The organism is Marinomonas piezotolerans (assembly GCF_003362755.1).
Taxonomy (GTDB): Bacteria; Pseudomonadota; Gammaproteobacteria; order Pseudomonadales; family Marinomonadaceae; genus Marinomonas; species Marinomonas piezotolerans.
The window spans coordinates 24644-49435 of the sequence record NZ_QKRA01000013.1; the positions used below are offsets into that span (position 1 = coordinate 24644).

At 47.1% G+C, this 24792-nt stretch carries 26 protein-coding genes; 2 read left to right on the forward strand and 24 right to left on the reverse strand.

Features of this window, described 5'->3' with window-relative positions; all coding sequences use genetic code 11:
- Positions 1 to 4: 4 nt before the first annotated feature.
- The 5 genes from DN730_RS17415 to DN730_RS17435 form a co-directional block, all read right to left on the reverse strand.
- Complete coding sequence (locus tag DN730_RS17415; RefSeq protein WP_115469414.1) at positions 5 to 538, reverse strand: hypothetical protein; 534 nt, start codon at positions 536 to 538, stop codon at positions 5 to 7.
- Positions 539 to 593: 55 nt separating this feature from the next.
- Entirely contained in the window at positions 594 to 1199 is a 606-nt protein-coding gene (locus DN730_RS17420; RefSeq protein WP_115469415.1) for a hypothetical protein, read from the reverse strand.
- 100 nt (positions 1200 to 1299) lie between these two features.
- A complete protein-coding gene (locus tag DN730_RS17425; RefSeq protein WP_115469416.1) occupies positions 1300 to 1761 on the reverse strand; it encodes a toxin-activating lysine-acyltransferase in 462 nt (153 codons plus the stop codon).
- A gap of 30 nt (positions 1762 to 1791) precedes the next feature.
- A complete protein-coding gene (locus DN730_RS17430) occupies positions 1792 to 2229 on the reverse strand; it encodes a hypothetical protein (RefSeq protein WP_115469417.1) in 438 nt (145 codons plus the stop codon).
- A gap of 6 nt (positions 2230 to 2235) precedes the next feature.
- On the reverse strand, positions 2236 to 2520 hold the full coding sequence (locus DN730_RS17435) for a hypothetical protein (protein WP_115469418.1): 285 nt from the start codon (positions 2518 to 2520) through the stop codon (positions 2236 to 2238).
- A 910-nt stretch (positions 2521 to 3430) separates the two neighbouring features.
- On the opposite strand from DN730_RS17435, the gene DN730_RS17440 reads away from it, so the two are divergent.
- A complete protein-coding gene (locus DN730_RS17440; protein ID WP_115469419.1) occupies positions 3431 to 4219 on the forward strand; it encodes an ion transporter in 789 nt (262 codons plus the stop codon).
- 128 nt (positions 4220 to 4347) lie between these two features.
- Here the strand turns inward: DN730_RS17440 and DN730_RS17445 are convergent, their stop codons facing one another.
- The 16 genes from DN730_RS17445 to DN730_RS17520 all read right to left on the reverse strand — a co-directional run bounded on the left by DN730_RS17445 (position 4348) and on the right by DN730_RS17520 (position 21511).
- Positions 4348 to 5769, reverse strand: coding sequence for an aldehyde dehydrogenase family protein (locus tag DN730_RS17445; RefSeq protein WP_115469420.1), 1422 nt, complete (start codon positions 5767 to 5769; stop codon positions 4348 to 4350).
- 12 nt (positions 5770 to 5781) lie between these two features.
- Positions 5782 to 7224, reverse strand: coding sequence for a flavin-containing monooxygenase (locus tag DN730_RS17450; RefSeq protein ID WP_115469421.1), 1443 nt, complete (start codon positions 7222 to 7224; stop codon positions 5782 to 5784).
- 10 nt (positions 7225 to 7234) lie between these two features.
- Positions 7235 to 7993 (reverse strand): SDR family NAD(P)-dependent oxidoreductase, encoded by a 759-nt coding sequence (locus tag DN730_RS17455; RefSeq protein ID WP_115469422.1) that lies wholly within the window; start codon positions 7991 to 7993, stop codon positions 7235 to 7237.
- 56 nt (positions 7994 to 8049) lie between these two features.
- Positions 8050 to 9012 (reverse strand): carbohydrate kinase family protein, encoded by a 963-nt coding sequence (locus tag DN730_RS17460; RefSeq protein WP_115469423.1) that lies wholly within the window; start codon positions 9010 to 9012, stop codon positions 8050 to 8052.
- 10 nt (positions 9013 to 9022) lie between these two features.
- Positions 9023 to 10006: an ABC transporter permease gene (locus DN730_RS17465; protein ID WP_115469424.1), complete on the reverse strand. Its 984-nt coding sequence runs from the start codon at positions 10004 to 10006 to the stop codon at positions 9023 to 9025.
- 10 nt (positions 10007 to 10016) lie between these two features.
- Complete coding sequence (locus tag DN730_RS17470) at positions 10017 to 11006, reverse strand: ABC transporter permease (protein WP_115469425.1); 990 nt, start codon at positions 11004 to 11006, stop codon at positions 10017 to 10019.
- Positions 11003 to 12517: a sugar ABC transporter ATP-binding protein gene (locus DN730_RS17475; protein WP_115469426.1), complete on the reverse strand. Its 1515-nt coding sequence runs from the start codon at positions 12515 to 12517 to the stop codon at positions 11003 to 11005. The genes DN730_RS17470 and DN730_RS17475 overlap by 4 nt, the downstream gene beginning before the upstream one ends.
- A 92-nt stretch (positions 12518 to 12609) precedes the next feature.
- Entirely contained in the window at positions 12610 to 13563 is a 954-nt protein-coding gene (locus DN730_RS17480) for a sugar ABC transporter substrate-binding protein (RefSeq protein WP_115469427.1), read from the reverse strand.
- A 69-nt stretch (positions 13564 to 13632) separates the two neighbouring features.
- Complete coding sequence (locus tag DN730_RS17485) at positions 13633 to 14289, reverse strand: class II aldolase/adducin family protein (RefSeq protein WP_115469428.1); 657 nt, start codon at positions 14287 to 14289, stop codon at positions 13633 to 13635.
- Positions 14290 to 14303: 14 nt separating this feature from the next.
- Positions 14304 to 15080 (reverse strand): SDR family NAD(P)-dependent oxidoreductase, encoded by a 777-nt coding sequence (locus tag DN730_RS17490; protein WP_115469429.1) that lies wholly within the window; start codon positions 15078 to 15080, stop codon positions 14304 to 14306.
- Positions 15081 to 15344: 264 nt separating this feature from the next.
- Positions 15345 to 16181 carry a GntR family transcriptional regulator gene (locus DN730_RS17495; RefSeq protein WP_245958005.1) on the reverse strand — a complete coding sequence of 279 codons (837 nt, stop codon included), beginning with the start codon at positions 16179 to 16181 and terminating at the stop codon, positions 15345 to 15347.
- A gap of 115 nt (positions 16182 to 16296) precedes the next feature.
- Positions 16297 to 17514, reverse strand: coding sequence for an MFS transporter (locus DN730_RS17500; protein ID WP_115469431.1), 1218 nt, complete (start codon positions 17512 to 17514; stop codon positions 16297 to 16299).
- Positions 17515 to 17516: 2 nt separating this feature from the next.
- Positions 17517 to 17966: a MaoC family dehydratase gene (locus DN730_RS17505; RefSeq protein WP_115469432.1), complete on the reverse strand. Its 450-nt coding sequence runs from the start codon at positions 17964 to 17966 to the stop codon at positions 17517 to 17519.
- On the reverse strand, positions 17956 to 18393 hold the full coding sequence (locus tag DN730_RS17510) for a Zn-ribbon domain-containing OB-fold protein (protein WP_115469433.1): 438 nt from the start codon (positions 18391 to 18393) through the stop codon (positions 17956 to 17958). The genes DN730_RS17505 and DN730_RS17510 overlap by 11 nt, the downstream gene beginning before the upstream one ends.
- Entirely contained in the window at positions 18390 to 19574 is a 1185-nt protein-coding gene (locus DN730_RS17515; RefSeq protein WP_115469434.1) for a thiolase family protein, read from the reverse strand. The genes DN730_RS17510 and DN730_RS17515 overlap by 4 nt, the downstream gene beginning before the upstream one ends.
- Positions 19571 to 21511: an acetoacetate--CoA ligase gene (locus tag DN730_RS17520; RefSeq protein ID WP_115469435.1), complete on the reverse strand. Its 1941-nt coding sequence runs from the start codon at positions 21509 to 21511 to the stop codon at positions 19571 to 19573. Before DN730_RS17520 ends, DN730_RS17515 begins: the two co-directional genes overlap by 4 nt.
- 163 nt (positions 21512 to 21674) lie before the next feature.
- Here DN730_RS17520 and DN730_RS17525 point away from each other — a divergent pair, with 163 nt between their 5' ends.
- Entirely contained in the window at positions 21675 to 22850 is a 1176-nt protein-coding gene (locus DN730_RS17525; RefSeq protein ID WP_115469436.1) for a thiolase family protein, read from the forward strand.
- Between the two features lie 52 nt (positions 22851 to 22902).
- Here DN730_RS17525 and DN730_RS17530 read toward each other — a convergent pair whose 3' ends face one another.
- The 3 genes from DN730_RS17530 to DN730_RS17540 form a co-directional block, all read right to left on the reverse strand.
- The gene (locus DN730_RS17530) at positions 22903 to 23178 is read right to left on the reverse strand and encodes a hypothetical protein (protein WP_115469437.1); all 276 of its coding nucleotides are present in this window, start codon (positions 23176 to 23178) and stop codon (positions 22903 to 22905) included.
- An 83-nt stretch (positions 23179 to 23261) separates the two neighbouring features.
- Positions 23262 to 23822: a mechanosensitive ion channel domain-containing protein gene (locus tag DN730_RS17535; protein ID WP_245958006.1), complete on the reverse strand. Its 561-nt coding sequence runs from the start codon at positions 23820 to 23822 to the stop codon at positions 23262 to 23264.
- A gap of 30 nt (positions 23823 to 23852) precedes the next feature.
- Entirely contained in the window at positions 23853 to 24740 is an 888-nt protein-coding gene (locus tag DN730_RS17540; protein ID WP_115469438.1) for an AEC family transporter, read from the reverse strand.
- Between the last annotated feature and the right edge of the window lie 52 nt (positions 24741 to 24792).

A 24792-nucleotide genomic window follows, 5' to 3' on the forward strand; every position in this document is an offset into this window, starting at 1 on the left:
AATATTAAAATAGTTCAGCTCTATTTACCTTATCAATAAAATCCAAATTAACTCTGTCACCTTCCTCTATATCATATGTTGACAAGAAAGCGATCATCACATTATTATTTTTCATCCCTTCAAAATAATAATAAACGTCTAACTTAGATTTCAACTTTCTATCACCTTTTTCTAGACTCTGATACCCATAAACAGAAAATTTATTCGCCTCAAATCCAGAAAATATAGAGATTTCATCAAAATCTTCTATGATAAAATAATATTCATTTGGTGATGATTTTTTCATTGATGTCAGAACAACATTCATTATATTCTCTTTTTTTTTCGAAAAAGAAGACTCAAATTCGCTTATTGCAATATCAATATGATTAAAATTATTATCGTATCTTATATAAGTATTTGTTTTTGTTGGTTCATTAACTTCCCATTCATATTTATAGCTGGGAATAGTCCAATAAAACCCGTCAATCCCTATAACTTGATCTGCAAAGCAAGCATAATTATAACAAAGCATAAAAACCAATAAAAAATGTTTCATATCACCTCCAAAAATTAGCACCTAAAAATAGGTGCTAAATTCTATGTTCTATTTTTTAATATGTACGATAAAAATCACTCATGATCATACCTTCTCCTGTTTTAATTGCTGTGTTAATATCTTTTGTTAGCCCCCCTTTATCTATATAGTCAACCGCCTTATCTACTGTTTCGTCAAAATCTTTATCTGCGGAAGAGCCGTCATAAGCTGAACTAGCGAGTGAACTAGCTCCAGCCCCCACGATAACATTCCCTCCAGACATCATAGTTCCCGCAGTAGCAGCACCTTTGGAAATAACCATATTATCAGCAGCCTTTAAAATAGACTTTGCAGCTGCACCAACAAATGAATTTTTTTTCCCATTTTTATATTCGGATTGAATGTTTTTCGTTAAATCATGCACATCTTTAAGTTTATCAGTGGCATTTATAACCTTATCTCTATTTTTTGGTATTGAAAGAGAAAGGGTAATACCACTCTCGCCCTGACTGCTTTTTTTCGAAACCTTTCTAGCTGCATTAGCTATTTTACTGCCACGAGCTTGACTGCGGCGGCTGCGGCGGCTGCCACCACCGCCACCGCCACCGCCACCGCCACCAAAGGCAACACCCGTTAGCGAGTCAGAACCAGCGAAATTTGTTTTTTTATAAATACGTGACATAATAAAATCTCCTTTATGTGTTTCGTTCACGTTTTGGAATACGGAATGCTCACCATGAACATTCCGTGGATTGAGGGGAGTTGCTGCTCCCCTTTAATCTTTAAATCTGTAATACTGTATCAGGTAGAGTGATTACCCGTTGCTTGATATTGATGCCTTTCCAAGTATAAATCTTTCGAATGCTGCCATCTGAGTTGCGCCCTAAACTAAACGCTGTTTCATCTGGGAACACATTGATACGCAAGTCTTTTAAGATGGCTTTCGCATGCCCCCAAGGGGCAATATAGTCATTAAATAGTAAGTGCTCGCCACTCTTCCAATCGTCAAATTCCAATGCACCTTGCTCTTCGATCAAATGATGCCGACATTCATCGCTAATCCATGCCCAAGTGGCTAAGCCAATAGGGTTATTTTGTTCATCAAAGTAGATTCGATACTGCGAGTTTAGGATGGCGGCTGTAATTTCAGCATCAAAGGTAGCCATATCCCAGTTACGATGGTAGTCCGACTGGGACATCAACCACATACACATGCCGAGTGAGGTTTCAAAATCCATTTTCATTATTTACGTTCCATCTTATCCAATACACCGCTACCAAATATGGCGAAGATTACCTGTTGAGTGATCAAGTAAATAAGCGTTTGAAAATTCACGGCCAGCATGACTTTCAAGATAACCCTTAAGAAAACGATAGATATTCAGCGGAGAAGAAAATGGTGAAATAATATAATCAAATACCACATCACCATGCTTTGCTTCACTAGATAATAATGATCCGGACTCTTGAACATCACCGTAAGTACGATACGTCGCTAGAGCAACAGGACGATTCTCATTGTTAAATAGGATAACTGCCTTTTTTTGCTCTAATGCATGTTTAATATGCTCAAAACAATCACCCAATACAGAACTAGAGTAATTATTATGGCAGCTAAAGAGCATGGAGGCGATTCCCATACTTCGCCAAAAATTTAGGTTATTAATGTTTTCAACACAGGGAAGTGGGGATGTAAAAATATCCGTTTCCATATCGCTCTATCCTTGTTTTTTTAATTCTTTTTCGATTGTATTTTTAAACTTATTGAGTTCAAGCGCATTATTTAAAACCAAGCATACGACAGAAAGAGGAAATTGCCATTCCTTATATTCCAATAGCTTTTCCTTTTGTCCTTTAAAGTAATAATGTAAATAAAGTTGGCTAAATAACTTTCTGAACACTGCTGCACATACTCGTGTACCCAGAGAAGCATAACGAGGGAGCTCTCCTAACTTTAACAACATTGCTAGATGAACTGCATCTGCAATGGGGCTACCACACATTGTGCCACACCAATCAATAACTACTCAGTCATCACCATCTTTTATAATATTATTAAAATAAAAATTCCCATGACATAAATAAAAACTATCCTCTAATCCTGAAAGTCTCTCAAGAAAAAACCTTTTTCTCTTTCACTAAATATATCGACGGATTTTGTTTTGGTGGCTAGCTCTTCTTTCTGATCGCATCCATAAGTTATTTTATTCGTATGAAATACCCTGTGTATTAGCAAACACCCTTGCATAAAAAACTTCCAAGACTGCTTGAAGCCAGCATCTAATGCAGATACGCCATAAGCATGTTGAAAATAAGCACTAAGCAGCCTTCATACTCAAATACATTCCCCCACATTCACTACGTTTACAGGGGATGATTTAGCACATTTCGTTATGTCCAATTCATACTGGACGATATTTTGGGGAATATTATGACAAAAAGCTTTGCAACGACATCCTCGTTTATTGCAAAGACTTCTCCCATATGGCCACTTCCAAGTAGCATTGAAAAATCCTTTTTCACATATATAGGTAAAGTAGGGGTTGAAGAATCCGTCTTCATTTAATTTTCAATAATCCTTAAAAATAAATATTCTGTCAACCCAGTTCAGATATAAAATCAGAAAATACTAAAAAGATGGCATTACATATAAAAACTAAACATCAAGTTATCCAAGACTTCCAATCACTTATGATATTAATAACTAGATAGAACACTGCAGTTTCCTAGATCAAGGCTTTCTTCTATCCTCTCTTGCGCGAGCTGAATTCGTTTCGCCAGCCCTACAGGTACCCCGCTGCATGTCTTGCAAAGCAGCCCTTACCCGCAATTTTCAGAAATAAAGCATTGAACTAAACATCATCTTCCTTTATCAAAGACATCTTTCTGATTCCTATAGCTGGCAAACCCAACATGTACGACTCCATAAAATCCAAACTTAATAACCTGAAGAACAATAAGATCTTTGAACTGCTGGTTGTCTCAGTCATCATCATCTCGGCTCTTGAGATTGGGGCGAAGACTTTTGAGTTACCGGAAACGGCGATATCACTCACATCCATCTTGGATGCCTTCATCACTATCTTTTTCCTATTCGAGCTGACGGTTCGCTTTGTTGCAGATGAAGACAAACGAAACTTCTTTAGAAAAGGATGGAATATTTTCGATACGCTGGTCGTTGTCGTCAGTCTTATTCCAATTGAAGACTCAGAAATGGCGCTGCTGGCCCGTCTGGTTCGGGTATTCCGTGTGTTAAGGATGGTTTCGGTTGTCCCAGAACTGAGAGTACTGATCAATTCGTTAATCAAAGCCTTGCCACAATTAGGCTATGTCGTGCTGTTGATGTTTATCATCTTCTACATCTATGCGGCGATCGGCAGTTTCCTATTCAGCGACATCAACTCATTTCTTTGGGGGGACATCGCCATTTCGATGCTGACCCTCTTTAGGGTCATGACATTTGAAGATTGGACAGATATCCAATACGAAACGATGGAAGTTTATCCCTTTAGCTGGATTTTCTACATGTCCTTCATCTTCTTTACCGCGTTTGCGTTTCTCAACATGGTCATCGGGATTGTGGTCAATGTTATGGAAGAGGAGCACCAAGCGGCTAGGGAGAAAAAAGAGCCGTCGCTGAGTGAGCTACAGCAAGAGCTGAAAGAAATCAAAGCGGTGCTGTCAGAGCTACAAAAAAAGTAACCCGTAAGAAGACACTGATCTCAACGCTGGATTGTCGATACATTAGACAAAAAAGCCCACCTTATAGGTGGGCAAACCCGCTGGGAGTATACGCAGCTAGAGTGGAGTCATATCAAACACTGTAGAGCTTAGGACCAACCCGCGGTGGACTTTATTTCAAGATAGTCATGCAGCCCCCATTTACCGTGCTCACGACCATTGCCTGATTGTTTGTAGCCACCAAACGGGGCTCTGGCATCCCAAGCAGCATTGTTAATCCAGATCGACCCAACACGCAGACGCCGCGCAATATAGCGTGCCTTATCTAAATCTGGACACTGCACATAGCCAGACAGACCGTACACAGTATCGTTGGCAATTCGTATCGCCTCATCGATATCTTGATATGGAATGAGCGTAATGACTGGCCCGAAGATTTCTTCACGTTCAATCGTCATGCCTGGTGTTACATCAGCAAACACGGTGGGCTTAATGTAGAACCCAGACTCCAGCCCCTCAGGGCGACCAAGCCCGCCACTCACTAGGGTTGCACCTTCTTCAATACCAGACTGAATCAGAGATTGGATACGCGTAAATTGCAGTTGATTCACTACAGGACCAAGACTCACCGCTTGTTCAGGGTGACCGACGGTATGTGCTTCTGCGGCTTCTTTGGCGTATAGCTTCGCTTGTTCCATTTTGTCGGCTGGGACCAGTAAACGTCCGGGTGAACGACACGCCTGACCGCAGTTTACAAAACACGCTCCAACCCCCTCAAAGATCGCAGTTTTTAGATCGGCTTCAGGCGTTACGATATTCGCAGATTTGCCGCCTAACTCTTGAGCAACGCGTTTGACCGTTTCCGCTGCCGTTTTGGCCACCGCAATCCCCGCGCGAGTCGATCCCGTAATCGAAATCATGTCCACGTCAGGGTGGGCAGAAAGTGCTTCCCCTGCCACCTCACCATAGCCCGTAACATGGTTATAAACGCCTGCCGGAAAGCCTGCCTGTTCGATCAACTCAGCAAACAACAGCGAAGAGAGCGGTGAGTACTCAGATGGCTTTGCCACCACAGTGCAGCCTGCGGCCAAAGCTGGAGCGACTTTCACCACGAGTTGGTTCATGGGCCAATTCCATGGTGTGATCAAACCGCACACACCAATGGCCTCGTAGGATATCTGCGTGTTGCCCTGCATCGTGTCCATTTCAAGCTCATCCAGCGCATCAATCGCCGCTTCCAAGTGAGCCCGCCCTACCCACGCCTGAGCGTCTTTTGAGAACGATAAAACGGTTCCCATTTCTTTGGTCATCAGTTGAGCAATCTCGTCGTAACGCTCGTTATAAAGCTCTAATAGCCGACGCAACAGCGTCAGCCGCTCTTCTTTACTGGTCAATTGCCACGCGTCAAACGCTTGGCGGGCAGCTTGAACGGCATCGTTCACATCTTGCTCATTGCCCATTGGGATATCATAAAGAAAGCTTTCATCTGCGGGGTTAATGAGTGGATGCTTTGCCGTACCGTGGGGCGTCACCCATTGGCCATTGATGTAAAATTTATCGATATTGTTCATCGTTGTTTCCTTCTAACGCAAAGACGTGGGTTTCAAGCCGAAACGCATCGACTCTTGCTGTAGTTGCTCATAAGCATCGGGAATCGCATCAGGGCCAACCAATTTGAACGTCAGCGCCGTCACCGGATGATGATGAATCAGTGTCGCGACATCTTCTGGCACTTTCCCTTCTGGGTCTGAACCATTCAATCGCGCAAATTTGATCGTCTGCATATGTTGGTAGAGATCCTTACCTTTCAGGTTCACACTGTCATTGCAGGCGGTTCTAAGTGTGTCTTCATCTAGAGGTATCAAGCCGCTCCAACTGTAAGCGAGATAACGCGCTTGTTGTTCCAGCACAGGCAAGTAAGGGCCGATTTGTCCCCACAATCCCATGAAGGCTAGGTTCGGTACATCTGGGTGAAAGGTATGATTTGCTAAGGTAATGTGTTTGTTGGTTACGTCTAGTTGTTGCCGTAACTCGTCACTCAAAAATGGCAAATTCAAGGTATACCCTGTGCCAAAGATAATGCCGTCAAAGTCCGCTTGGCTACCATCGGTAAAGTGGACAACTCGGCCCTCTACTTTTTCGATCCAAGGTTTACAGGTAATTCTATTTTCTGCGATCAGATGCAAAAAATGCTGACTGCCCGTCGTTCCCGCAACAAGCACATCTTCGTCAGGTTCTGGAGCCCCATACCAAGCAGGGTTACCTGAATATTTCAGAATAAATTCTCGTGTCTCCGCCGCCCATTCCTCTGGCGTTGCCTGCTCTTGCCAAAGCGCGGCACTCCGAGTGAAGGCATAACATTCTGTTGGCGTACCTGTGATCAATTTAGGCATCACATATCGCTGGCGGCGCATCGTGGTTGTCACACTTTCTGTGCCGAGCATAGCCAAGTCTGACGCGATTTCTAATGACGAAATATTCCCCCCAGCGACGAGCACTTTTTTGCCGCGGTAGCGTTCTGGGTCGTCATAATTAAAGGCATGAATCACACCACAGTCACCAGAAAACTCTGCTAAGCCCTCAATCTTCGGGATGTCAGGCGTGTTGTAAGCGCCTGTTGCAATCACCACTTTATCGAAGGTTTTGTGTTGCACCTCACCATCATGATCAAGCTCAAGATGCCAAACGCCCTCCACCCGTGATAACGATGTGAGACGTGTCTGAGTCTGCAATACACTGTCTAGCTCAAACGTGCTCAAATAGTCTTTTAAGTATTGCTGAATCTCCGTATTTTTCGGGAACAGTGCGATGCCATCTTTATGATCAAGATCGGAAAAGCGCGTTACCATTCTCGCTGTATTCGTACGCATTTGGGGCCACACGCCTGAATTTGGGTTATTGCATGCCCATTGCCCTCCGACGTCACTGTGGCTTTCATAAATCACTGGGGCAAAGCCTTGTGACTTCAAATACCGAGCCGCCGCGATCCCACTTGGCCCTCCACCAATAATTGCTACCGATTCCATCATAGCCTCCTTAGTGAAAGTAAATCCCACCACATACGTTCAGTGCTTGCCCTGTCACAAATGCGCTTAAATCCGAGGCAAAAAACACCGCAGGCCCAACAATGTCACTCGGCTCACCCAGACGTTTCAGCGCCGCCACCTCTTTCCAATGATTGATGGCTTCTTCAGACCCAAGATTGTTTTTGCCCATTTCCGTTAAAATGATGCCGGGGCAAATGGCATTGACGGTGATGCCATCCATACCCGTTTCTTGGGCATAGACACGTGTTAAGGTCACCGCCGTTGCTTTGGTTGCCGCATAATGCCCTTGTGTTGGCACACCTTGACGGGCAGCAATCGAGGCGATGTTGATGATGCGCCCATTTTTGCGCTGGCGCATTTGCGGTAGCACCGCATTGGTGACAAACAATAAGCCTTTACCATTCACCGCAAAGTGCGCATCCCAATCCCCCTCACTAAGGTCTTCCAATAATGACGGTTTAAGAATGCCTGCATTATTTACTAATACATCAATCTGTCCGGCCTGCTCTGTCGCTTGCGCCACCATGTTTTCGACGGCACTCTTATCAGTTATGTCTGCGCCAAACACCCAGCATTTGCGACCAAGCTTTTCGATGGCAGACTTTGCTTCGTTTAACCCTTGTTCTTCACGTGGTAAATCACAAATCACCACATCCGCGCCATGCTCAGCCAAGCCTTCTGCGAGCGCTCGACCGATACCACGGCTGGCACCTGTCACCAAAACAACCTTGTTTGTTAAATCAGACATTGCGAACCTCTTATTCTTGTTTTAAATAGTTTGCGAATTTGGCAGACTCAGCCGCGCTAATTCGTTGCAGACATAGCTTTCAAAGGCCAATCGCTCATGGCCGCCCACGTATCATCAAACGATGTTAATGTGCCGTCCGATCCAAGCCCCATCGCCACTTTTGCCGCTACCGCACCGGCGAATCGAACGCTTTCTTGTAACGTCCAGCCTTTAACCAGCCCGACAATAACGCCAGCAGAAAAGCTATCACCGCATCCTGTGGTATCAACGACATCGATGTCATGTGCCGCTAATGAGAATGACTGCCCTTGTTCTGGGTCGACGTACACTCCGTCTCCCCCCATGGTCAAGATGACATTTTTGACGCCTTTGTCTTTGAACCAACGAGCCACCTCAACAGGAGACTCCAAACCAGCCATCGCAGATGCTTCCTCGATAGAAGGAATGAAGTAGTCAATATACGGTAGCAGTGGTAACACTAACTCCGTGGTCTCTGGCGTCGCTTGAATCAAGTCAAACGTTGTGATGCGCCCAAGCTCTTTCGCTTTTTGAATAAAACGCAATGTCTTGGCGCCGTCGAATGTGCGCAGTAAGCCCGTCCCGCCAATATGAATAATGCGAGCATCCAGCGCGGCCTCCATATCTTCATCCGCCACATCAAAGGTCGCGGCCGTCCCCGGTACATGTAAGGCAGGGCGCTCGCCATTGGGTCGCACAGGTAAAATGGTTGCAGAGGTTTGGACGCTGCCGTCACGTCTTACTAGCGTCGTATCAAGACCGAAAGCATTCATTTTATTAACTAAAAAATCGCCCATTTCATCCGTGCCGACAGTGCTTACCATACGCGTATTCAAACCTAGAATGGCGCAGTCCACCGCGGTGGCCGCGGCTGTGCCTGCGACGGTCATCCGTATCTGTTCAATAAAGTCCGCGCGCCCTCCTTCGGGAATACGACTCACGGGATAGCCTAGGACATCCAGCACAGCAAAACCGACAGAACTTACATCAAAACTTGGCATTTTATTCCCCTTATTCCGCACGTTTGCGAAGGCCAAAAGACAAACCTAATACAATAAATACAAGCAGCCCGATCCCAACTTGCTGCCAGAAGAAGTTCAGACCAAGCAGCAGCAAACCATTTCTCAACATTGCCAAGAACAACACACCTAAAATGGTACCGAACACAGAAGGTTTGCGTTCTTTACTAATGGCGGTACCGATAAACGTCGCGCCAATCGCATCCAGCAAAAAGGCGTCTCCCGCAAGCGGTACATAGGAGCGCACTGTTGAAGATAACAACACCCCAGAAATGCCACACAAAACCGAGCACGAGACGAACACTAAGGTGAGCTGAAATGGCACTCGAATACCTGAGTATTTGGCCACACCAGGCTGCGCGCCTAGAGCACTCACATAACGACCAAATTTACCGCGATGTAACGCAAGATAAACGGCTATGACGCAAGCCACTAACACGAGAAACGGTGTTGGAATGCCAAACAAAGACGTACGAGTAATCGCTTCAAACGGTGCCGCGAATTCACTTTTTGTCAGATAAATCGGTACGCCACCAGACGTCGCCAGTTGCTGTACCGACTTACCGATAAACAGCACCCCAAGTGTCGCTAAGAACGGATCGATCTTGAGCTTATTAATCAACAGAGAATTGGTTAGCCCGACACAAGCCGCGACTAAAATAGCGACGATGACAGCAAACACACCATTATGTCCCGCGCCAATCATCATAATAAACGCCATAGAAGCGAGGTCGATCGACACGCCAACAGACAAATCAATCCCACCTGCTGCGATAACGATGGTCATTCCCAAGGCGACAATTGCCAGTAGGACCACTTTATTCGCAATCAAATTGGAAAAGTTATCGAAGTTCAAAAAGCCTTCGGCCGTCATCGAAAACAGAATAAATACACCGATAAAGGCAACATAAACCGCTTTGTGCGACATCGACTCGAGGGACATTTTTGGGGTAAGCGTTTTATTATTAACAGTCATATCCTTTCCCCTATGATTTTTTTGCAAATGAAGTAACGGCCACGACCACCAGAATCAGAGCGCCTTGTACGCCGCTTACCCAATAAGAGGAGATACCTAGTAGCTGAAAGCCATTCGACAATGCGCCGATAAACAATACCGCCAATAACGTACCGCCGATGGTCGGCACAAAGCGCCGTGAAAAGACCGCACCAAGGAGCGCTGCCGCCAAGACAGGCAATAACAACAATCCAGTGCCAGGTGTCGATGCACTTAACCGCGCAACGATTAAGATTGAGGCAGCGCCCGCAGCAAAGCCTGAAAAGAGATAACTGCCATACACATATCGCCCAGCATAGATGCCCACGGATTTAGCGGCTTCGACGTTGCCACCCACCGAATAAAGCCGTAACCCCACTGGGCTATAATGCACAATAGCAACCATCAGGGCGGCACCAATGATGAGACACCAAGCCAGCGCGCTGATACCAAGGAATTTACCAAACGCAAGCGTATCCAGAAGAGGAGACGCGGCACCTATCACGGTGTTTTGTGTCACCGCCAGCTCTAACCCCGCCGCGATATTCATGACAGCGAGCGTACTCAATAACGGCATAATGCGCAGTGTCACCACGGCAAAGCCATTGAGAAAGCCGACACACAAACCGGTTGCAATGGCCGCTGGAATCGCCAAACTATCACCATAACCACGCTCTAACAAAACTGCATAGACCGCCGCACAGAGACCCGCGTTGGCAGCAATTGAAAGGTCGATACCGCCTTTTTGCACATCGGTCCCAGTGCCGATAAACACCACCGTAATGCCGAACGCTAAAAAGCCTAGAATCGTCGATTGCTCAATGATATTGAGTATGTTGTAACTCGTGGTAAAGCCCCTCGCTGTCACAGCAAAGAACACCATGATCCCTAAAAATGCTGCGAATGCACCGAGCCGTATCGCCATTTTTTGTAGGGTATAACCATTTGAATTCATGTCGGATTTGAACAGTTGGAGCTTCATACTGCACTCCTATTTATCGTTATTTTTTTACCCGAAGCCGCAGCAAGTAGTTGCTCAGAATTGATGCTACTGCCTTCATACTCACCGATAATTTCGCCCTTATAGATCACCAGCACTCGATCACACATCTCTGCTAACTCTTCAAAATCAGACGAGACAAACACAATCCCTTTGCCCTCCGCCGCCAATCGGTTAATCAGCCCATAGATTTCGATCTTAGAGCCCACATCAACGGCTACAGTCGGCTCATCCAATAAGTACACTCGGCTATCACATGACAACCATTTGGCAACGACCACTTTCTGTTGATTACCACCTGATAGGTTTCGCACCAGCATGTCGCCACTTGGCGTTTTAACCCCAAGTTCTTCGATCAATGCGTCAACTGATTCAATTTCTTCTTGGCGGTTTACAAACCCTCTCTTGGAGATTTTGTCGACCGAGGCTAAGGTGATGTTTTCAGCGATAGAGAGATTGACGGCGACACCATGCGCACGGCGATCTTCCGGTATCATGGCAATACCATTTTCTACGGCATTGACAGGGCTTCGGAATTTATGAGATGTGCCATCGATAGAAACTGTCCCACTGTCTGGTGGCAACAGACCAAACAAGCTTTGCAGTACTTCCTTATCACCCGATCCAAGCAAACCCGCCAGACCGACCACTTCACCCGCGCCAACTTGAAAAGATACGCTGTCGAAGTGGCTGGCTAGGCTGAGATTGTCCACTTCCAAAACGGGCGCACCGACTTCAACATTACGTCTTGGGTACATCTCAGAAGTGTCTCGATTGGTCATCATGGTGACGATCTTTTCGATGCCGACTTCTTTTGGTGACACTTGACCGACATTTTCACCGTTACGCAATACCGTCACCGTGTCACAAATACTCTCAATTTCTGACATGTAATGAGAAATGAATACAATGGCGATGCCTTCCTCTTTGAGGCGGCGTAACACTGTAAATAGACTTTCCACTTCTTTCGTAACCAACGCTGCGGTCGGCTCATCTAGCACGAGGACTTTTGCGTTCTGGCTGAGAGATCGCGTAATCTGCACGATTTTCTGCTGTGCCGTAGATAAGTCGGTTATCAGTGTTGTTGGATCGAGCTCCAAATCAAAGTATCGCTGCAACAGCTCTGTTGCTTGAGCATTCATCTTGCGGTGATTAATAAATGGTCCAAAGGTTGGTTCATTACGCAAAAAAATAGCTTCGGCTACCGTTGCGGTGCTAACCAGTAAACGATCTTGGTGAATGAAATGAATGCCGCACTTCTCGATGATCTTCGGGGTAATACTTTTTAGCTCTTTGCCTTCGACAAAGATAGAACCCTCATCGTGACGATAAATCCCCGCCAAGACTTTAATTATTGTGGATTTACCCGCACCATTTTGACCAACAACCCCATGAATCGTCCCGTACTCAATAGTCAACGATGCTTGATTGAGTGCTTTGACTGGTCCAAATACCTTGGATACGTCTCGCATTTCTACTGCGACTGAATTCATACTTCCCCCTAAAAAAACAGGTGATCAAACATGCCGCTTATCACAGCAGGCATGTTTGATCGGACAGAGTCTCTGCTTCGAAAAGATTCGAATTAGAGCTCGCTGTTTTTATTCACCAACACCGCAGGCACCATCGTAAATGAAGGTACTTTTCCGCCATTTAAGTAAGTCGCGACGTTCTGAGCCGCTTGTTTACCAATTTCATAGGCTTGCTGTACCACCACAGCACCGGCTTGTGAATCAGGGTCCTTAACCATTTCCACGTATTCAGGGCTACCATCTACCCCATAGGTTTTCACATCAGTACGGCCCGCTGCCTCAATCGCTTGAGTCGCACCAATCATTGGCACATCCCAGCAGGCAACGACGGATTTCAGACCAGAATCTGGACCATATTTCGTGAGCATGTCTGTCATATCGGAATACGCTTGCTGCACGGTGTTAGGGATCACATCACGTAATTCAGGGTCGATGATTTCGATATCTGGGTACGATTCAAATACATAACGGACTTGATCGAGACGAATCTTACAGACTGGAACGGACGCAAAGCCGTTAAACATCACGACCTTACCTTTCGCATCCATGTCTTGCACCATTTGCAGTGCTAACTCGGCACCGATGTTGTAGTTATTGGAGGTCGTATTATTGATGGCGTGAGGGGTCGCCGTATCAACGGTAAACAAAGGAATGCCAGCTTGTTTGATGCGTTTCAGCCATGGGTTAAGCACTTTCAAGTTACCTAATTGCTCAATAATGGCATCCGGTCTTTGTGCGATCAGTGTCTGAATCTGACTGATTTGAGTCTGGTCGTTACGACCGGCATCTAGCGCAATCACTTCAGCACCCAATGCTTTGAGCTCATCGACTTGCCCTTGGTAAGCCTTTAGATCCCAATCATGGTCTGTGCCGATTACGGTTACGCCCACCGTTTTCCCGGCTAAAGGAAGATCATCCGCAGCGATGCTGTAAGAGCTTGCTGCCATGGCGATGGTCAAAAGTGAAGCGGTGATCATTGTGCGGTTTTTGTTTTTATTCGATTGCATTTTGATAGTCCTATGTTGTGATTAAACACCAGTTCAGTACCAAGACTGACTCAGTCAATTTCAGCATCATCAGTCAGCGTGGCCGTAGCCTGACATTCGATTGATGACGTTCTGAATCTCTTCTTCTGATAACAAAGGCGGCTCGCCCATTGGCAAACATCCCAAGTATTGTTTTGCGAGTGTTTCTACTTCTACTGCTAACCACAGGGCTTTATCTAACGAAGCCGCTGTAGCAATCATTCCGTGATGCGCAAGCAAACAAGCCGAACGCCCTTCGAGAGCTTGCAATGCGTTTTCCGATAATTGGCCAACACCAAACGTCGCATAGGGTGCGCAACGAATATTGTGGCCACCACAAACAGCAACCATGTAGTGGATAGGTGGTATTTCCTTTTCCATAATGGATAGCGTTGTACACGCTGTAGGGTGTGCATGCACCACGGCATTGACTTCCGGCTTACGTCGCATAATTTCCATATGAAAATTCCACTCCGACGACGGCGCTCTGTTGCCCACAATCTGCCCATCAAACCCCATCCAAACAATGTCTTCAGGTGTCATCGTTTTGTAGGGCATGGATGTCGGTGTTATAAGAATGCCCTCGCCGTGGCGCACCGAGATATTGCCCGATGTGCCTTGGTTAATGTGCAACGCATTCATTGAAATACAGGCATCAATGATGCTTTGGCGAATATCAATTTCCGTTGATTCTGTTGAGTTGTTCATTGTGTCCCTCACGTCTAAAGACAGGTGTAACCACCGTCGATGGCAACGACGGAGCCTGTTAAATAAGTAGATGCATCAGATCCAAGAAATAGAATCAGCGCGGCGATTTCTGAAGGTGAGCCAAGTCGGCCTAACGGTGTCATTTCTAGCCATTTTTTGAATAGATCAGGTTGCGCGCGCATCTCCAATGTCATATCAGTCGCGACGTACCCTGGTGCCAAAGCATTTACTCTGATGCCTTGTTGTGCCCACTCAACAGCCAGCGCTTTGGTTAGCTGGTGCACGGCCGCTTTGGAAACCATGTAGCTTGAAGCAAACTGGGGTTGATTGATGACGCTGCCCGACATAGATCCCAAGTTGATAATCGATCCACCGCCTTGTTTCATCATCTGCGCTGCAAACGCTCGGCAAGCCCAGAAAGTGCCGTTGATGTTCACATCAAGCACTTTATTCCAGTCGTCAGAAGAAATGTCGGCCGCTGAATGTAACAAAGCGATTCCAGCAGAATTCACTAACACATCAATCTGTCCGAAAGTGCTCATCGCATTCTGAGCACAATCAACGACGGCCGCTTCATTCGTTGCGTCGACGACATAAGTAGCGATGGTGATGGGGTATTGATTGAGAAGGGTCTCTTTTAGCGATTCCAACGAGGATTGATTGAGATCTATCAGCACCAGATTGGCACCGCAAGCGGCAAATGCCGTGGCAGATTCAAGCCCAATACCACTGGCTGCACCTGTGATAACGACGACTTTTTTTGATAAATCAAAAATATCGGGATAGTTCATGTCGATCTCTTTTTTATTTATTGTTATCAACTCGTCAGAACTAAGCGTCTGCTCATCCTGTAGAAATCACTATAGTGTATGAAATTCGACCATGTCAATCTGGTAATAACCAGAAATTGAATTATTTTTGGTTATTACTAGAAAAAAGTACTTTTTGAAGGTGTTTTTCGTGTCATCAACGCAAAAAAAACCTTTGTTTTTTTGAACAAAAAACAAAGGTTCACTGAAAGGTAATGGGCCAAAAGGCTTTAAAATTCACCCATATTAATTACTAGCAGAATCTCCATTGCTGGTCGCAACGTGAATTCGTGCAACCGCAGAATTGTAATAAGCGCGATAAAATTCTAGCGGCATATCATTCGTATCGTAGGCAATGGATTCGATTGCGATCACAGGTTGATCACTGCTCAGGGCAAGTCGCTCACAGACTTCCACCGACGGCATCGCGGCGGTGAACCAACGCTCCGCCCGCTTTGCCACTAAGCCGTAACGGTCTTTTAGAAGCTGGAACATGGATTTATCTTCGATATCCAAGTGTTCAAAGTCTGGAACCTTATAACCTGGCAACGAAATAATGGTATGGGTAATGGGTGCGCCATCGGAGTAATAGATTCGCCCAATTCGGACGACAGTGCCATCTTTTGGAAGGTTGAACACACGTATCTCAGCGTCATCCGCTTTCACTCGACTGAACTCAAATGTTTTTGAGGTCACCGTGTAGCCGCGCGCTTCTAAATCAGCATGTACTGACATGTTGGAGGTTAGGAAGTCGGTTTCCATGCGAGGCTGAGCAACAAAAACACCTGTTCTTGCGACCTTGTAAAGGAGCCCTTCCGTCGCCAGACTACCTAATGCCATACGCACGACCGAGCGAGACACACCAAAAATTTCGCAGATGGTTTGTTCGGAGGGTAAGCGCATATCAGGCAGTAAAACCTGACAATGTATCTTATCTGCTAGTGCATTTTTAAATTGCACCCACAGCGGCGTGTGGGACTTGCGGTCAAAAAACGCTTTGTCTTTAGCCATCTGGCGCAACGCTTTTGCTGCAGGGCTATTGTTCTCATCATTCTTAGGGCGCCCCCTGCTTCGCTTATCCATTTCCACTGCACCGCCATTCATCGATCTTATGCCCTATAACATGTTGTGTTGAGTAGCATTATGCCTGTTTGTGACGGCCCAGTAAAAATATGCGTTCTATTAAAACGGATTACATTTACTTCGCCCCTGCCGCAAGTCGTTCTGCATCAGGCAACTTGCGCAAAAGCGCCATTGCCACACACCCTATGACAGGCCCCGGAACCAGTATCAAAAAGACCCATTGCCACCCACCTAGCGCATTTGCCAACAGCGGCAATATTGAAATCGCAATCACAGTGAGAGCAAACCCAATGCCTAATTGCAGTGCCAACGCTGTACCAACAAAGTCTTTATCAGCAAGCTCAGTCACCGCCGCAGAAAACTGCGCACTGTCCCCGATAATGCTCATGCCCCAAATCACGGCCACAATCGCCAACAACCAACCTGGGCCATCAAAGACAAAACCCATCAGCAAAGCACAGCAGCCCGAAACCAACATCATCCCAATCGTGGTATAGCAGCGACCAAAGCGGTCAGACAGTATCCCACCTAAAATACACCCAACGCTGCCCGATGCCACGACGATAAAACAAAACATGGAGGGTGACCCAAAAGGGAAAGACACCAAATGCAGCGACGCAGCGTTGGCATAGGCCAACAACCAAGCCCACATGGCGTAGAGCTCCCACATGTGGCCAAAATACCCCATATTGACGAGGAACAGTGGCTTTGACGTGAAGACCTTCAAACACTGTTTCGGATCAAACAACGCCTTACCAAATGCATAAGGGCCTTCTTTTACCTTCCATGAAAACAAAACCGCCGCAAACAGTGATGTCGATGACGACACCAGAACCACCCATTGCCATTGAATATTGTCCGTGACGGCACGAAATAGATGAGGCGCAGACGAGCCAATCGTAAGTGCCCCAATCAGAAACCCCAACGCTAACCCTCTTCCCTTAGTAAACCACGTCGCCATCAGTTTCAGTGCGGCGGGGTAGACGCCAGCAAGACACATACCGGTTAGAAAACGCAACAAAATGGCGACTTCTAGCGAGGGATTGAGCAGTAGCAAACTGTTCGATATGGCAGCTAATAAGGCAGACAGCGCCATGAGTCGATTGAGGCGGATAATATCAGGCAAATTCACCAACGACGCAGACAAGGCACCCAGGACAAAGCCCAGTTGTACCGCGTTGGTTAACCACGATGCAGCGTTGTTGGATAAGTGCCACACCTTAATTAACTCAGGGACGATGGCCGTCGCTGAGAACCAAGTCGCCAATACACCTACAACACCTAGGCAGATGACCATCAGGGCAGACCATCGGCCTGCGGGTTGGTCTGACATGATTAAAGATCCTTTAATGGCATGGTATATGTGGTAGCAGTGCCTTCAATACACACGTCTCCGGCACTGTCGATAACCGTGGTCTTGAGTTGGCAAATAGGTTTATCGTCGCGCACGCTGACCACTTCTACGCGCCCGGTAATGGTTTCATTAACACCAACGGCTTTTTTGAAATTCCATTGGACGCCTAAAAACACAGTACCAGGCCCGGGCAAACGTTCTGCAACGACCGCATTTAATATGCCAGAAGAGACCCCTCCTTGAACAATGATTTTGCCAAAAGGCGTCTTTTCCGCTAGCGCTTTGTCATAGTGAACGGGGTTATGATCCCCTGTCATTTGAGTAAATGCCGTTATGTCCTCCGCACAAGTCGTGCGACTGATTTCCGCCACATATCCCACAGCGGGCTGAGCGTGCATCGTATTCGTCCAAGCGTTTTTGTTATTTGTCATGGTGATTGTCCTCAGGGATGGTAAAAGCGGGCATCAGTTGTCCGCCGATATTGATGGTCTTAAAGCAAACCGCTCGCCCAACCTCTAGTTGCTCGGGCTCTAACAACAAAAGTGCCAGCATACTGGGGCCTTCATCTAACTGAATAATGCCAACGGTATAAGGTGTCACAGCCGACCAGCCAGGTTGACCAGGCTTCCATATAGTGGTGTAAGTTTTGATCGTCGCTTGGCCGGTTACTTGACGCCACGTCAACTGATCACTCCAACAACAGGGGCATATTTCGCGCGGATAAAACACATACGACTGGCAACATTCACAGTATTGCATATGCAGCTCACCGTTGGCGGCCGCTTGCCAAAACGGCTCTGTAAGCGGGATTTTAGTCGGGCCGGGTACGTTCAGCGGCGCAAAATCAAACGATTTCATTGGCCTTCTCCTAGATTGTCTAGTGCCACCTTTTCACTGGCGAGTACCAAGGCGACTGCTTCAGATAAGGTGGCTCCGTTTCCCGTCACAAGGGCATACTGGGCGGAGCGGATCTGACGGCCATAGGCAGTCTCTCTGAGCTGATGAACGGCCTCGACCACATGCGTCATTCCCCCGGCTAAATCAGGTTGCCCAAAGCCAAGTTGTCCGCCATGCGTGTTCATAGGACAGCTACCATCGTAGCCAAAGGTATTGTGACGTAAGAAATCGCCAAATTTCCCGGGTGGACAAATACCACTGTCTTCCAGTGTCAGCGCCACCATAATCGAGTAGCAGTCATACAAAGACAGCAAATCCATATCTGTAACCGATGTATTCGATTGCTTAAACGCCTGGGCCATCGAAGGCTTTAGAGGGCCAGACGTTAGATCAGGCGCTTGAGATAATGCGCGATGTGTCACTTTCTCCCCCGCTCCCATTAAATAAGCGGCGGGTTTATTGAGCGCTTTGGCACGCTCGACCGACGTGACGATGACCGCTTCTGCCCCAGCGACTGGCATGACAATTTCGTACAAATGCAAAGGCTCTGCGATAAGGGGTGATTGCAAAACATCGCTCGCATCACATGGCTTACCGTTGAAAATGGCATGGGGATGATACTGCGCATTATGACGCGCCCATTGCGTAATCAGCGCAAAGTCCTCGTCCTTCGACTGAAAAGCGGCCATATGGGCTTGCTTCAGTTGCGCATACGTTGTGTTGGCACCCGAGGCACCAAAGGGGACATCAAATTCACGAATTGGATTGCGATTTGGGCTTCGTGGAACCTCAGGGTTACGATGATTTCCCAGCACACAGAGCACGGTATGACACATGCCAGCTTCAATCGCGGCAGCAGCACGCCATATCATCCCTGGGCCAGACGCGCCACCTAGATCCACGACATTCGCCATGTTTGGTTGTAAGCCAAGGTATTCTGCCACAGTCGCAGGTACGTGCTGGGGAGTCTCGCCTACCTGAGGGCCGACCAGTAAACCATCGATGTCCGACTTATGGATGCCCGCATCTTTCAGCGCGAGCGCTGATGCTTGGGCCAGCATCCCTAAGGTGCTCGCACCGTTGGTCACTCGACAAGGTTTGAGTTCTCCTACACCAATAATTGCGGCTTTGGGCTGGCTCATAACGCACGCTCCTGAGCAAGGTTTCGATATTGCTCAAGGCATTGTGGGTTTTGTAGCGAAGCCACGTTGTTCACTGGTTTGCCAAGTAGTGATGACTGAGCGGCACCTTCAACACGCTTACCATTCAGGGTGTACGGCACATCGTCAACTAAATAGATCGCGGCGGGGACATGCCGAGGTGAACAGGCCATTCGAATACTTTTACGTATCCGCTGAGCCAGTCCATCATGAGCAGTCACGTCTTCTCTTAGTTGAATACACAAGACAATTTCTTCGTCTCCCGCAATCGGACGACCAAAGACAACGCAATCTTCGATCTCTTTGATACCGTCACACGCATTATAGATATCAGCGGTGCCGATTCGGACCCCGCCGGGATTGAGTGTATTGTCGGAGCGGCCGTAGATAACCGCGGTGCCATCACTGTTCATCTGAGCGTGGTCGCCATGCACCCAGATCTCATCCCGGTCTGAGAAATACGTTTTCTTGTACCGTGCGAAGCCTTCCTCACCCCAAAACGAAAGTGGCATCGACGGGAAAGGCTCGGTACATACCAGATTGCCTTGTCGCCCTATAACGGGCGCGCCTCGATCATCCAGCACATTGACGGCCATCCCCAGAGCCTTGGCGGTTAAGGTCCCTTTTCGCAATGAATGCCAAGGCGTCCCCAGTAAGAAACAGCCCATCAGTTCGGTACCGCCCGAAATAGACGAAAAACCAACCTGCTTTGAAATCGCTGAGTAGATCCAGTCATATTGGTTTGGCGCAACGGGGCTGCCGGCCGATAAGAGCCAACGTAATGACGACAAATCATGGTGTTGCTGGGGTTCAAATTCGGCTTCAGCAAGCGTCCCCAGATACTTTGGTGAGATACCTAAATGAGTGAGCTGTTCTTGCTCGACAACTCGCCATAAGGGTGAACAATCCAATCCAGCGTGTTGCTTTAAAATGGGAGCGCCGTCGTATAGAACCAGTACTGCATCACAACCTAGCGCAGCCACAATCCAGTGATACATCATCCAAGCAGTGTTGGTGTACCACAGCACCCGATCTCCCTTACGTACATCATTATGCAGCAGATGCTCCTTTAATTGCTGCAGAAGTACTCCCCCAGTGCGATGAACAATCGCTTTTGGAACGCCCGTTGTACCCGACGTATATAAGATATAAGCCGGATCATCGAAGCCGACGCGCGTAAACTCTAGGTCTGCTTCATCGCCAAAATCAGACCAGTGCGTGACCTTATCTAGGGGTTCTAAACTGTGGGGCCCGACGATGACTAACTGCTCAACACTTTCTATGCGTTGTGCCAATAAGAGTGCAGATTGTGAGATGTCATGCTGTTTGCCAGCGTATTGAAAAATAGGTTCTACGAACAGGAGCTTGGGAGTAACTTGACCAATCCGATCTATAATGGCCTCTACCCCAAAATCTGGGGAGCAGGAGGTCCATACGCCACCGACCGCTAAGGTCGCCAAATGCGTCACCAAACAGGAGAATTTATTGGGCATCACGACCGCAACACGGTCTCCTGGCTCAACCCCCGCTTGCCTTAAACCTTGAGCCACGCGTGCGACTTCTGCACGCACCTCATCCGCACTGTAAACCTGCCGATCGCCAGATTCATTGGTTTCAATCACGCAAGGCGCGCTGCCTGTCTGTTTGAGTAAATTTTCCGCTAGATTTAACCGCGCAGAAGGAAAGAACTGTGATTCTGTCATCCAGTGTTCAGCGTTAGGGATAAATGTATCGTTCCCTTTTTCGCCTATCACCCCTGCGAAATCCCACACTTGGGACCAAAAACCGGATAGGTCGCTGATTGACCATCGATGCAACGCATCATAATCCTGATTTGGTAAACCAACCTGATGAGCAAAACGTGTTAAAGCACAATCGTCTTTCATTGATTGCGTCGGTGACCACAGTGACTGATTCACATGCCTTACCTCTTAACAGTGTGCCTAATTCGCACAATTTGTTTTTATTTTTGTATTTATCTAATAATCAAGACTATTCTAAGTATACTCAGAAATCAACGTTCTGGTTATACTTAGAATATCGAATCAATAGAACAACAAAAATGCTACATAGGTTGATGTCATGAACGAGGTCTACATTGTTGCGGGGAAACGGTCACCGATTGCAAAATTGTCAGGAGGGTTAGCTGATCTGAACGCCGCGGACATTGGCGCTCAAGTTATCGCTCATCTGTTGCAGGAGTTAGACCTAGATCCAACGCACATAGATGAGGTTATTATTGGGCAAGTGCTCACTGGCGGTGCGGGGCAGAATCCCGCAAGGCAAGCAGCATTACTCGCAGGGCTTGCGCCTAATGTTAGCGCCTTTACAGTGAACAAGGTCTGTGGGGGTGGGCAAAAATCTATTCACCTAGCGGCTCAAGCAATTAAAGCAGGCGATGCGAACCTGATTATTGCGGGCGGGCAAGACTCTATGAGCAATGCCCCTCAATTGATCATGTCCAATCAGATCGCAGCCAAACAACGCCCTCTCAAAATCCAAGACAGTATGATTATTGATGGCTTATGGGATGCGTTTCATAACCTTCACATGGGTGACACGGTCGAACATCTTATCGCCAGATGGCAAATATCACGGGAAGAGCAGGATCGCTTCGCGCACCATTCACAATTAAAAGCCGATAATGCCATACGATCCAATCGCTTTGATGCAGAACTGACTCCCATCAAACTCCCTTCTAAGCAAGGCGATATTTACTTCAGTAAGGATGAGCACCCTTACCTCTCTTCATTAGAAAAACTAGCGCGACTTAAGCCAGCTTTTTGCGAAACGGGCACCATCACAGTAGGCAATGCATCCGGGCTAAACGACGGCGCTGCGGCCGTTCTCGTCGCGAGTGAACAGGCGTTATTGGCGGCCAACTTAGACCCCATTGTACGCATTGCTTCTTATGCGTCGTTTGCACTAGAGCCAATGGATATGGGACTTGGGCCAATCGGTGCTACCCAAAAAGCGCTGCGTTTAGCAGGCTGGAACATAGGTCAAATAGAACTAGCGGAGATCAACGAAGCCTTTGCGGGGCAATCTATCATCGTCTTAAGAGAGCTTGGCATTGACCCTGAGATCGTCAACGTTAACGGCGGCGCCATCGCCCTCGGTCATCCTCTAGCAGGATCGGGTTGTCGCATTGTTGTCTCACTGCTGCACGAGATGCAGCGCCGATCAGCCAAAAAGGGGGTGGCGACGTTATGCATTGGAGGCGGGATGGGCGTAGCGATCTGCCTTGAACGGTGCTGAAGTCATGGTAGTCGTATTCAGTCACGCAGACATACCGGCTCTAACCCATTCGTTAGGTGCGCTTAACCCGTACCACTTTCATCACTTCAACGGCCATTCCTGCCACCGTCTCTTCTCCTGGATAGTAGGTTAGGTTCACTCTAGCGCCACGAAGTGTGCGATATTTACCTTGGCGTTTGAAGCGAAATGGCACGTCGTAGCCTTCAATCATTAGCGTGTGAAGTACCCAATCTTCCTGTGGGCGCTGAACGTGAGACTTCACCTTAAGCGCATCGCTTTGTATAAGACCAGGATGCTTTGATATCAGTGCATCTGGGTTGGATTTCATATGACTCTCCCGCTGAGCGTTTGAAAAACAATAGGCAAGAGTCTTTATTATGCCACACCCATGTCAGGCTGAGTAATTTTTGATCAAATTTTATCCAGACTCTCAGGAACATCCTGTTTTTCTGAGAAGGCGGAATGACGCTGCGCATCGATTCTATCGCGGTAACGGATCACCGGCTTTTGCAAAATAAGGTTATTGGGATACGTCACCGTATCGCCACTGAGGCGTGTAATAATTACATGGAACGTCGAAATTTCATGAATTTGGCCTAGGATTTCCTCATCCTTATCCACCACTTTAACCCAATCACCTACGCGATAGGGAAAACCAAAAAAGATAATCAAACTGGCGGTTATATTGCTGAGTATTGACCATTGAGCGAATAAGGCAACACCGACAACAGCAAAGACCGAAGAGAAAAAAACCGCCAACTGGCCGTAACCTACCCCCAACACCACACAGAGCAGCAAAACAAAAATAGCGGTTAAGCCAAGATGGAGTAATTTCGTCACAACGCTGACACGCAGCTCATGAACCGCGCGACGCAACCCAATCATATGAATCGTCGACGATACAATACGAAGCAGAATGAAATAACCAACAATTAATAGCAGTACTAAGCCAATTTGCAGCAACATAGCCATTGCTCTCCGACAATAGAGTTCTTGTGACAGTTATAGAACGAAATACAGCACAATGGGAATACACAACAGTGCCATTAAATTCCCTAACAATACGATAGTTGCCACCTTTTGTGGCTCCTGCTGATGCACTTCAGCCAGCATATAGTTCAATACCGCAGGGGGTAAACAGGCAAAAATCAGCAGATACCCAAACCACTCTTCACGAATCCCCACTGTCCAATAATATAGATACGCCATCACAACGCCGCTTAAAGGGCATAAAAAGCCGCTGATAACACCAATCCGCCATTGCCCAAAGTCGACATCTTTCATGCGCACCCCCAATGCGAACAGCATTAGAGGAATCGAAATCTGACCCAACATATCGACGCCCGTACCGATTGCTTGCGGCACCTGCCAACCCTGTAAACTCCAGAGGACGCCCAGCGCCGTGGCGATAATAATCGGCATCTTGAGCAAATTAGTCAGGTTGGTTCTAGGATTCAGCAGGTACATCCCGACGGTAAAATGTAGCAAGTTCTCGGTGAGAAACAGAACCACGGCAATAGGCAGAGCGGACTCCCCAAACGCCAGCACCATCAATGGAATGCCCAAATTGCCTGAATTGTTAAACATCATCGGCGGAACAAACGTTTTGAACTCATACCCCAACCATCGTGCAATCGGCCAAGCGACGATCCCTGATCCAATAATCACCACTGCACCCGCTAAGATTAATTCACTGTAGTCTTGAATATTAAAATCTTTTGATGCCATTACCGAGAAAATGAGCGCTGGGATAAATACACTCATGTTGATGCGGTTTGCAATGGTCATGTCGGTCGGTCGGGCTCGAGCGTAGAAAAAACCGATCATGACAATCATCAGCAGTGGGAAAACAGTATTAAAAATTTGTTGGAAAATGTCTGCGGTAGCCATAAAACATCCTTGAGAGTAAGGTGTAAGATTACCGAGCTTAAGCGGATGCGCC

Bases quoted from the DNA above. Each gene is read 5' to 3' on its own strand.
- DN730_RS17415 (WP_115469414.1), bottom strand. From the start codon at position 538: ATGAAACATTTTTTATTGGTTTTTATGCTTTGTTATAATTATGCTTGC.
- DN730_RS17420 (WP_115469415.1), bottom strand. From the start codon at position 1,199: ATGTCACGTATTTATAAAAAAACAAATTTCGCTGGTTCTGACTCGCTA.
- DN730_RS17425 (WP_115469416.1), bottom strand. From the start codon at position 1,761: ATGAAAATGGATTTTGAAACCTCACTCGGCATGTGTATGTGGTTGATG.
- DN730_RS17430 (WP_115469417.1), bottom strand. From the start codon at position 2,229: ATGGAAACGGATATTTTTACATCCCCACTTCCCTGTGTTGAAAACATT.
- DN730_RS17435 (WP_115469418.1), bottom strand. From the start codon at position 2,520: ATGTGTGGTAGCCCCATTGCAGATGCAGTTCATCTAGCAATGTTGTTA.
- DN730_RS17440 (WP_115469419.1), top strand. From the start codon at position 3,431: ATGTACGACTCCATAAAATCCAAACTTAATAACCTGAAGAACAATAAG.
- DN730_RS17445 (WP_115469420.1), bottom strand. From the start codon at position 5,769: ATGAACAATATCGATAAATTTTACATCAATGGCCAATGGGTGACGCCC.
- DN730_RS17450 (WP_115469421.1), bottom strand. From the start codon at position 7,224: ATGGAATCGGTAGCAATTATTGGTGGAGGGCCAAGTGGGATCGCGGCG.
- DN730_RS17455 (WP_115469422.1), bottom strand. From the start codon at position 7,993: ATGTCTGATTTAACAAACAAGGTTGTTTTGGTGACAGGTGCCAGCCGT.
- DN730_RS17460 (WP_115469423.1), bottom strand. From the start codon at position 9,012: ATGCCAAGTTTTGATGTAAGTTCTGTCGGTTTTGCTGTGCTGGATGTC.
- DN730_RS17465 (WP_115469424.1), bottom strand. From the start codon at position 10,006: ATGACTGTTAATAATAAAACGCTTACCCCAAAAATGTCCCTCGAGTCG.
- DN730_RS17470 (WP_115469425.1), bottom strand. From the start codon at position 11,006: ATGAAGCTCCAACTGTTCAAATCCGACATGAATTCAAATGGTTATACC.
- DN730_RS17475 (WP_115469426.1), bottom strand. From the start codon at position 12,517: ATGAATTCAGTCGCAGTAGAAATGCGAGACGTATCCAAGGTATTTGGA.
- DN730_RS17480 (WP_115469427.1), bottom strand. From the start codon at position 13,563: ATGCAATCGAATAAAAACAAAAACCGCACAATGATCACCGCTTCACTT.
- DN730_RS17485 (WP_115469428.1), bottom strand. From the start codon at position 14,289: ATGAACAACTCAACAGAATCAACGGAAATTGATATTCGCCAAAGCATC.
- DN730_RS17490 (WP_115469429.1), bottom strand. From the start codon at position 15,080: ATGAACTATCCCGATATTTTTGATTTATCAAAAAAAGTCGTCGTTATC.
- DN730_RS17495 (WP_245958005.1), bottom strand. From the start codon at position 16,181: ATGGATAAGCGAAGCAGGGGGCGCCCTAAGAATGATGAGAACAATAGC.
- DN730_RS17500 (WP_115469431.1), bottom strand. From the start codon at position 17,514: ATGTCAGACCAACCCGCAGGCCGATGGTCTGCCCTGATGGTCATCTGC.
- DN730_RS17505 (WP_115469432.1), bottom strand. From the start codon at position 17,966: ATGACAAATAACAAAAACGCTTGGACGAATACGATGCACGCTCAGCCC.
- DN730_RS17510 (WP_115469433.1), bottom strand. From the start codon at position 18,393: ATGAAATCGTTTGATTTTGCGCCGCTGAACGTACCCGGCCCGACTAAA.
- DN730_RS17515 (WP_115469434.1), bottom strand. From the start codon at position 19,574: ATGAGCCAGCCCAAAGCCGCAATTATTGGTGTAGGAGAACTCAAACCT.
- DN730_RS17525 (WP_115469436.1), top strand. From the start codon at position 21,675: ATGAACGAGGTCTACATTGTTGCGGGGAAACGGTCACCGATTGCAAAA.
- DN730_RS17530 (WP_115469437.1), bottom strand. From the start codon at position 23,178: ATGAAATCCAACCCAGATGCACTGATATCAAAGCATCCTGGTCTTATA.
- DN730_RS17535 (WP_245958006.1), bottom strand. From the start codon at position 23,822: ATGGCTATGTTGCTGCAAATTGGCTTAGTACTGCTATTAATTGTTGGT.
- DN730_RS17540 (WP_115469438.1), bottom strand. From the start codon at position 24,740: ATGGCTACCGCAGACATTTTCCAACAAATTTTTAATACTGTTTTCCCA.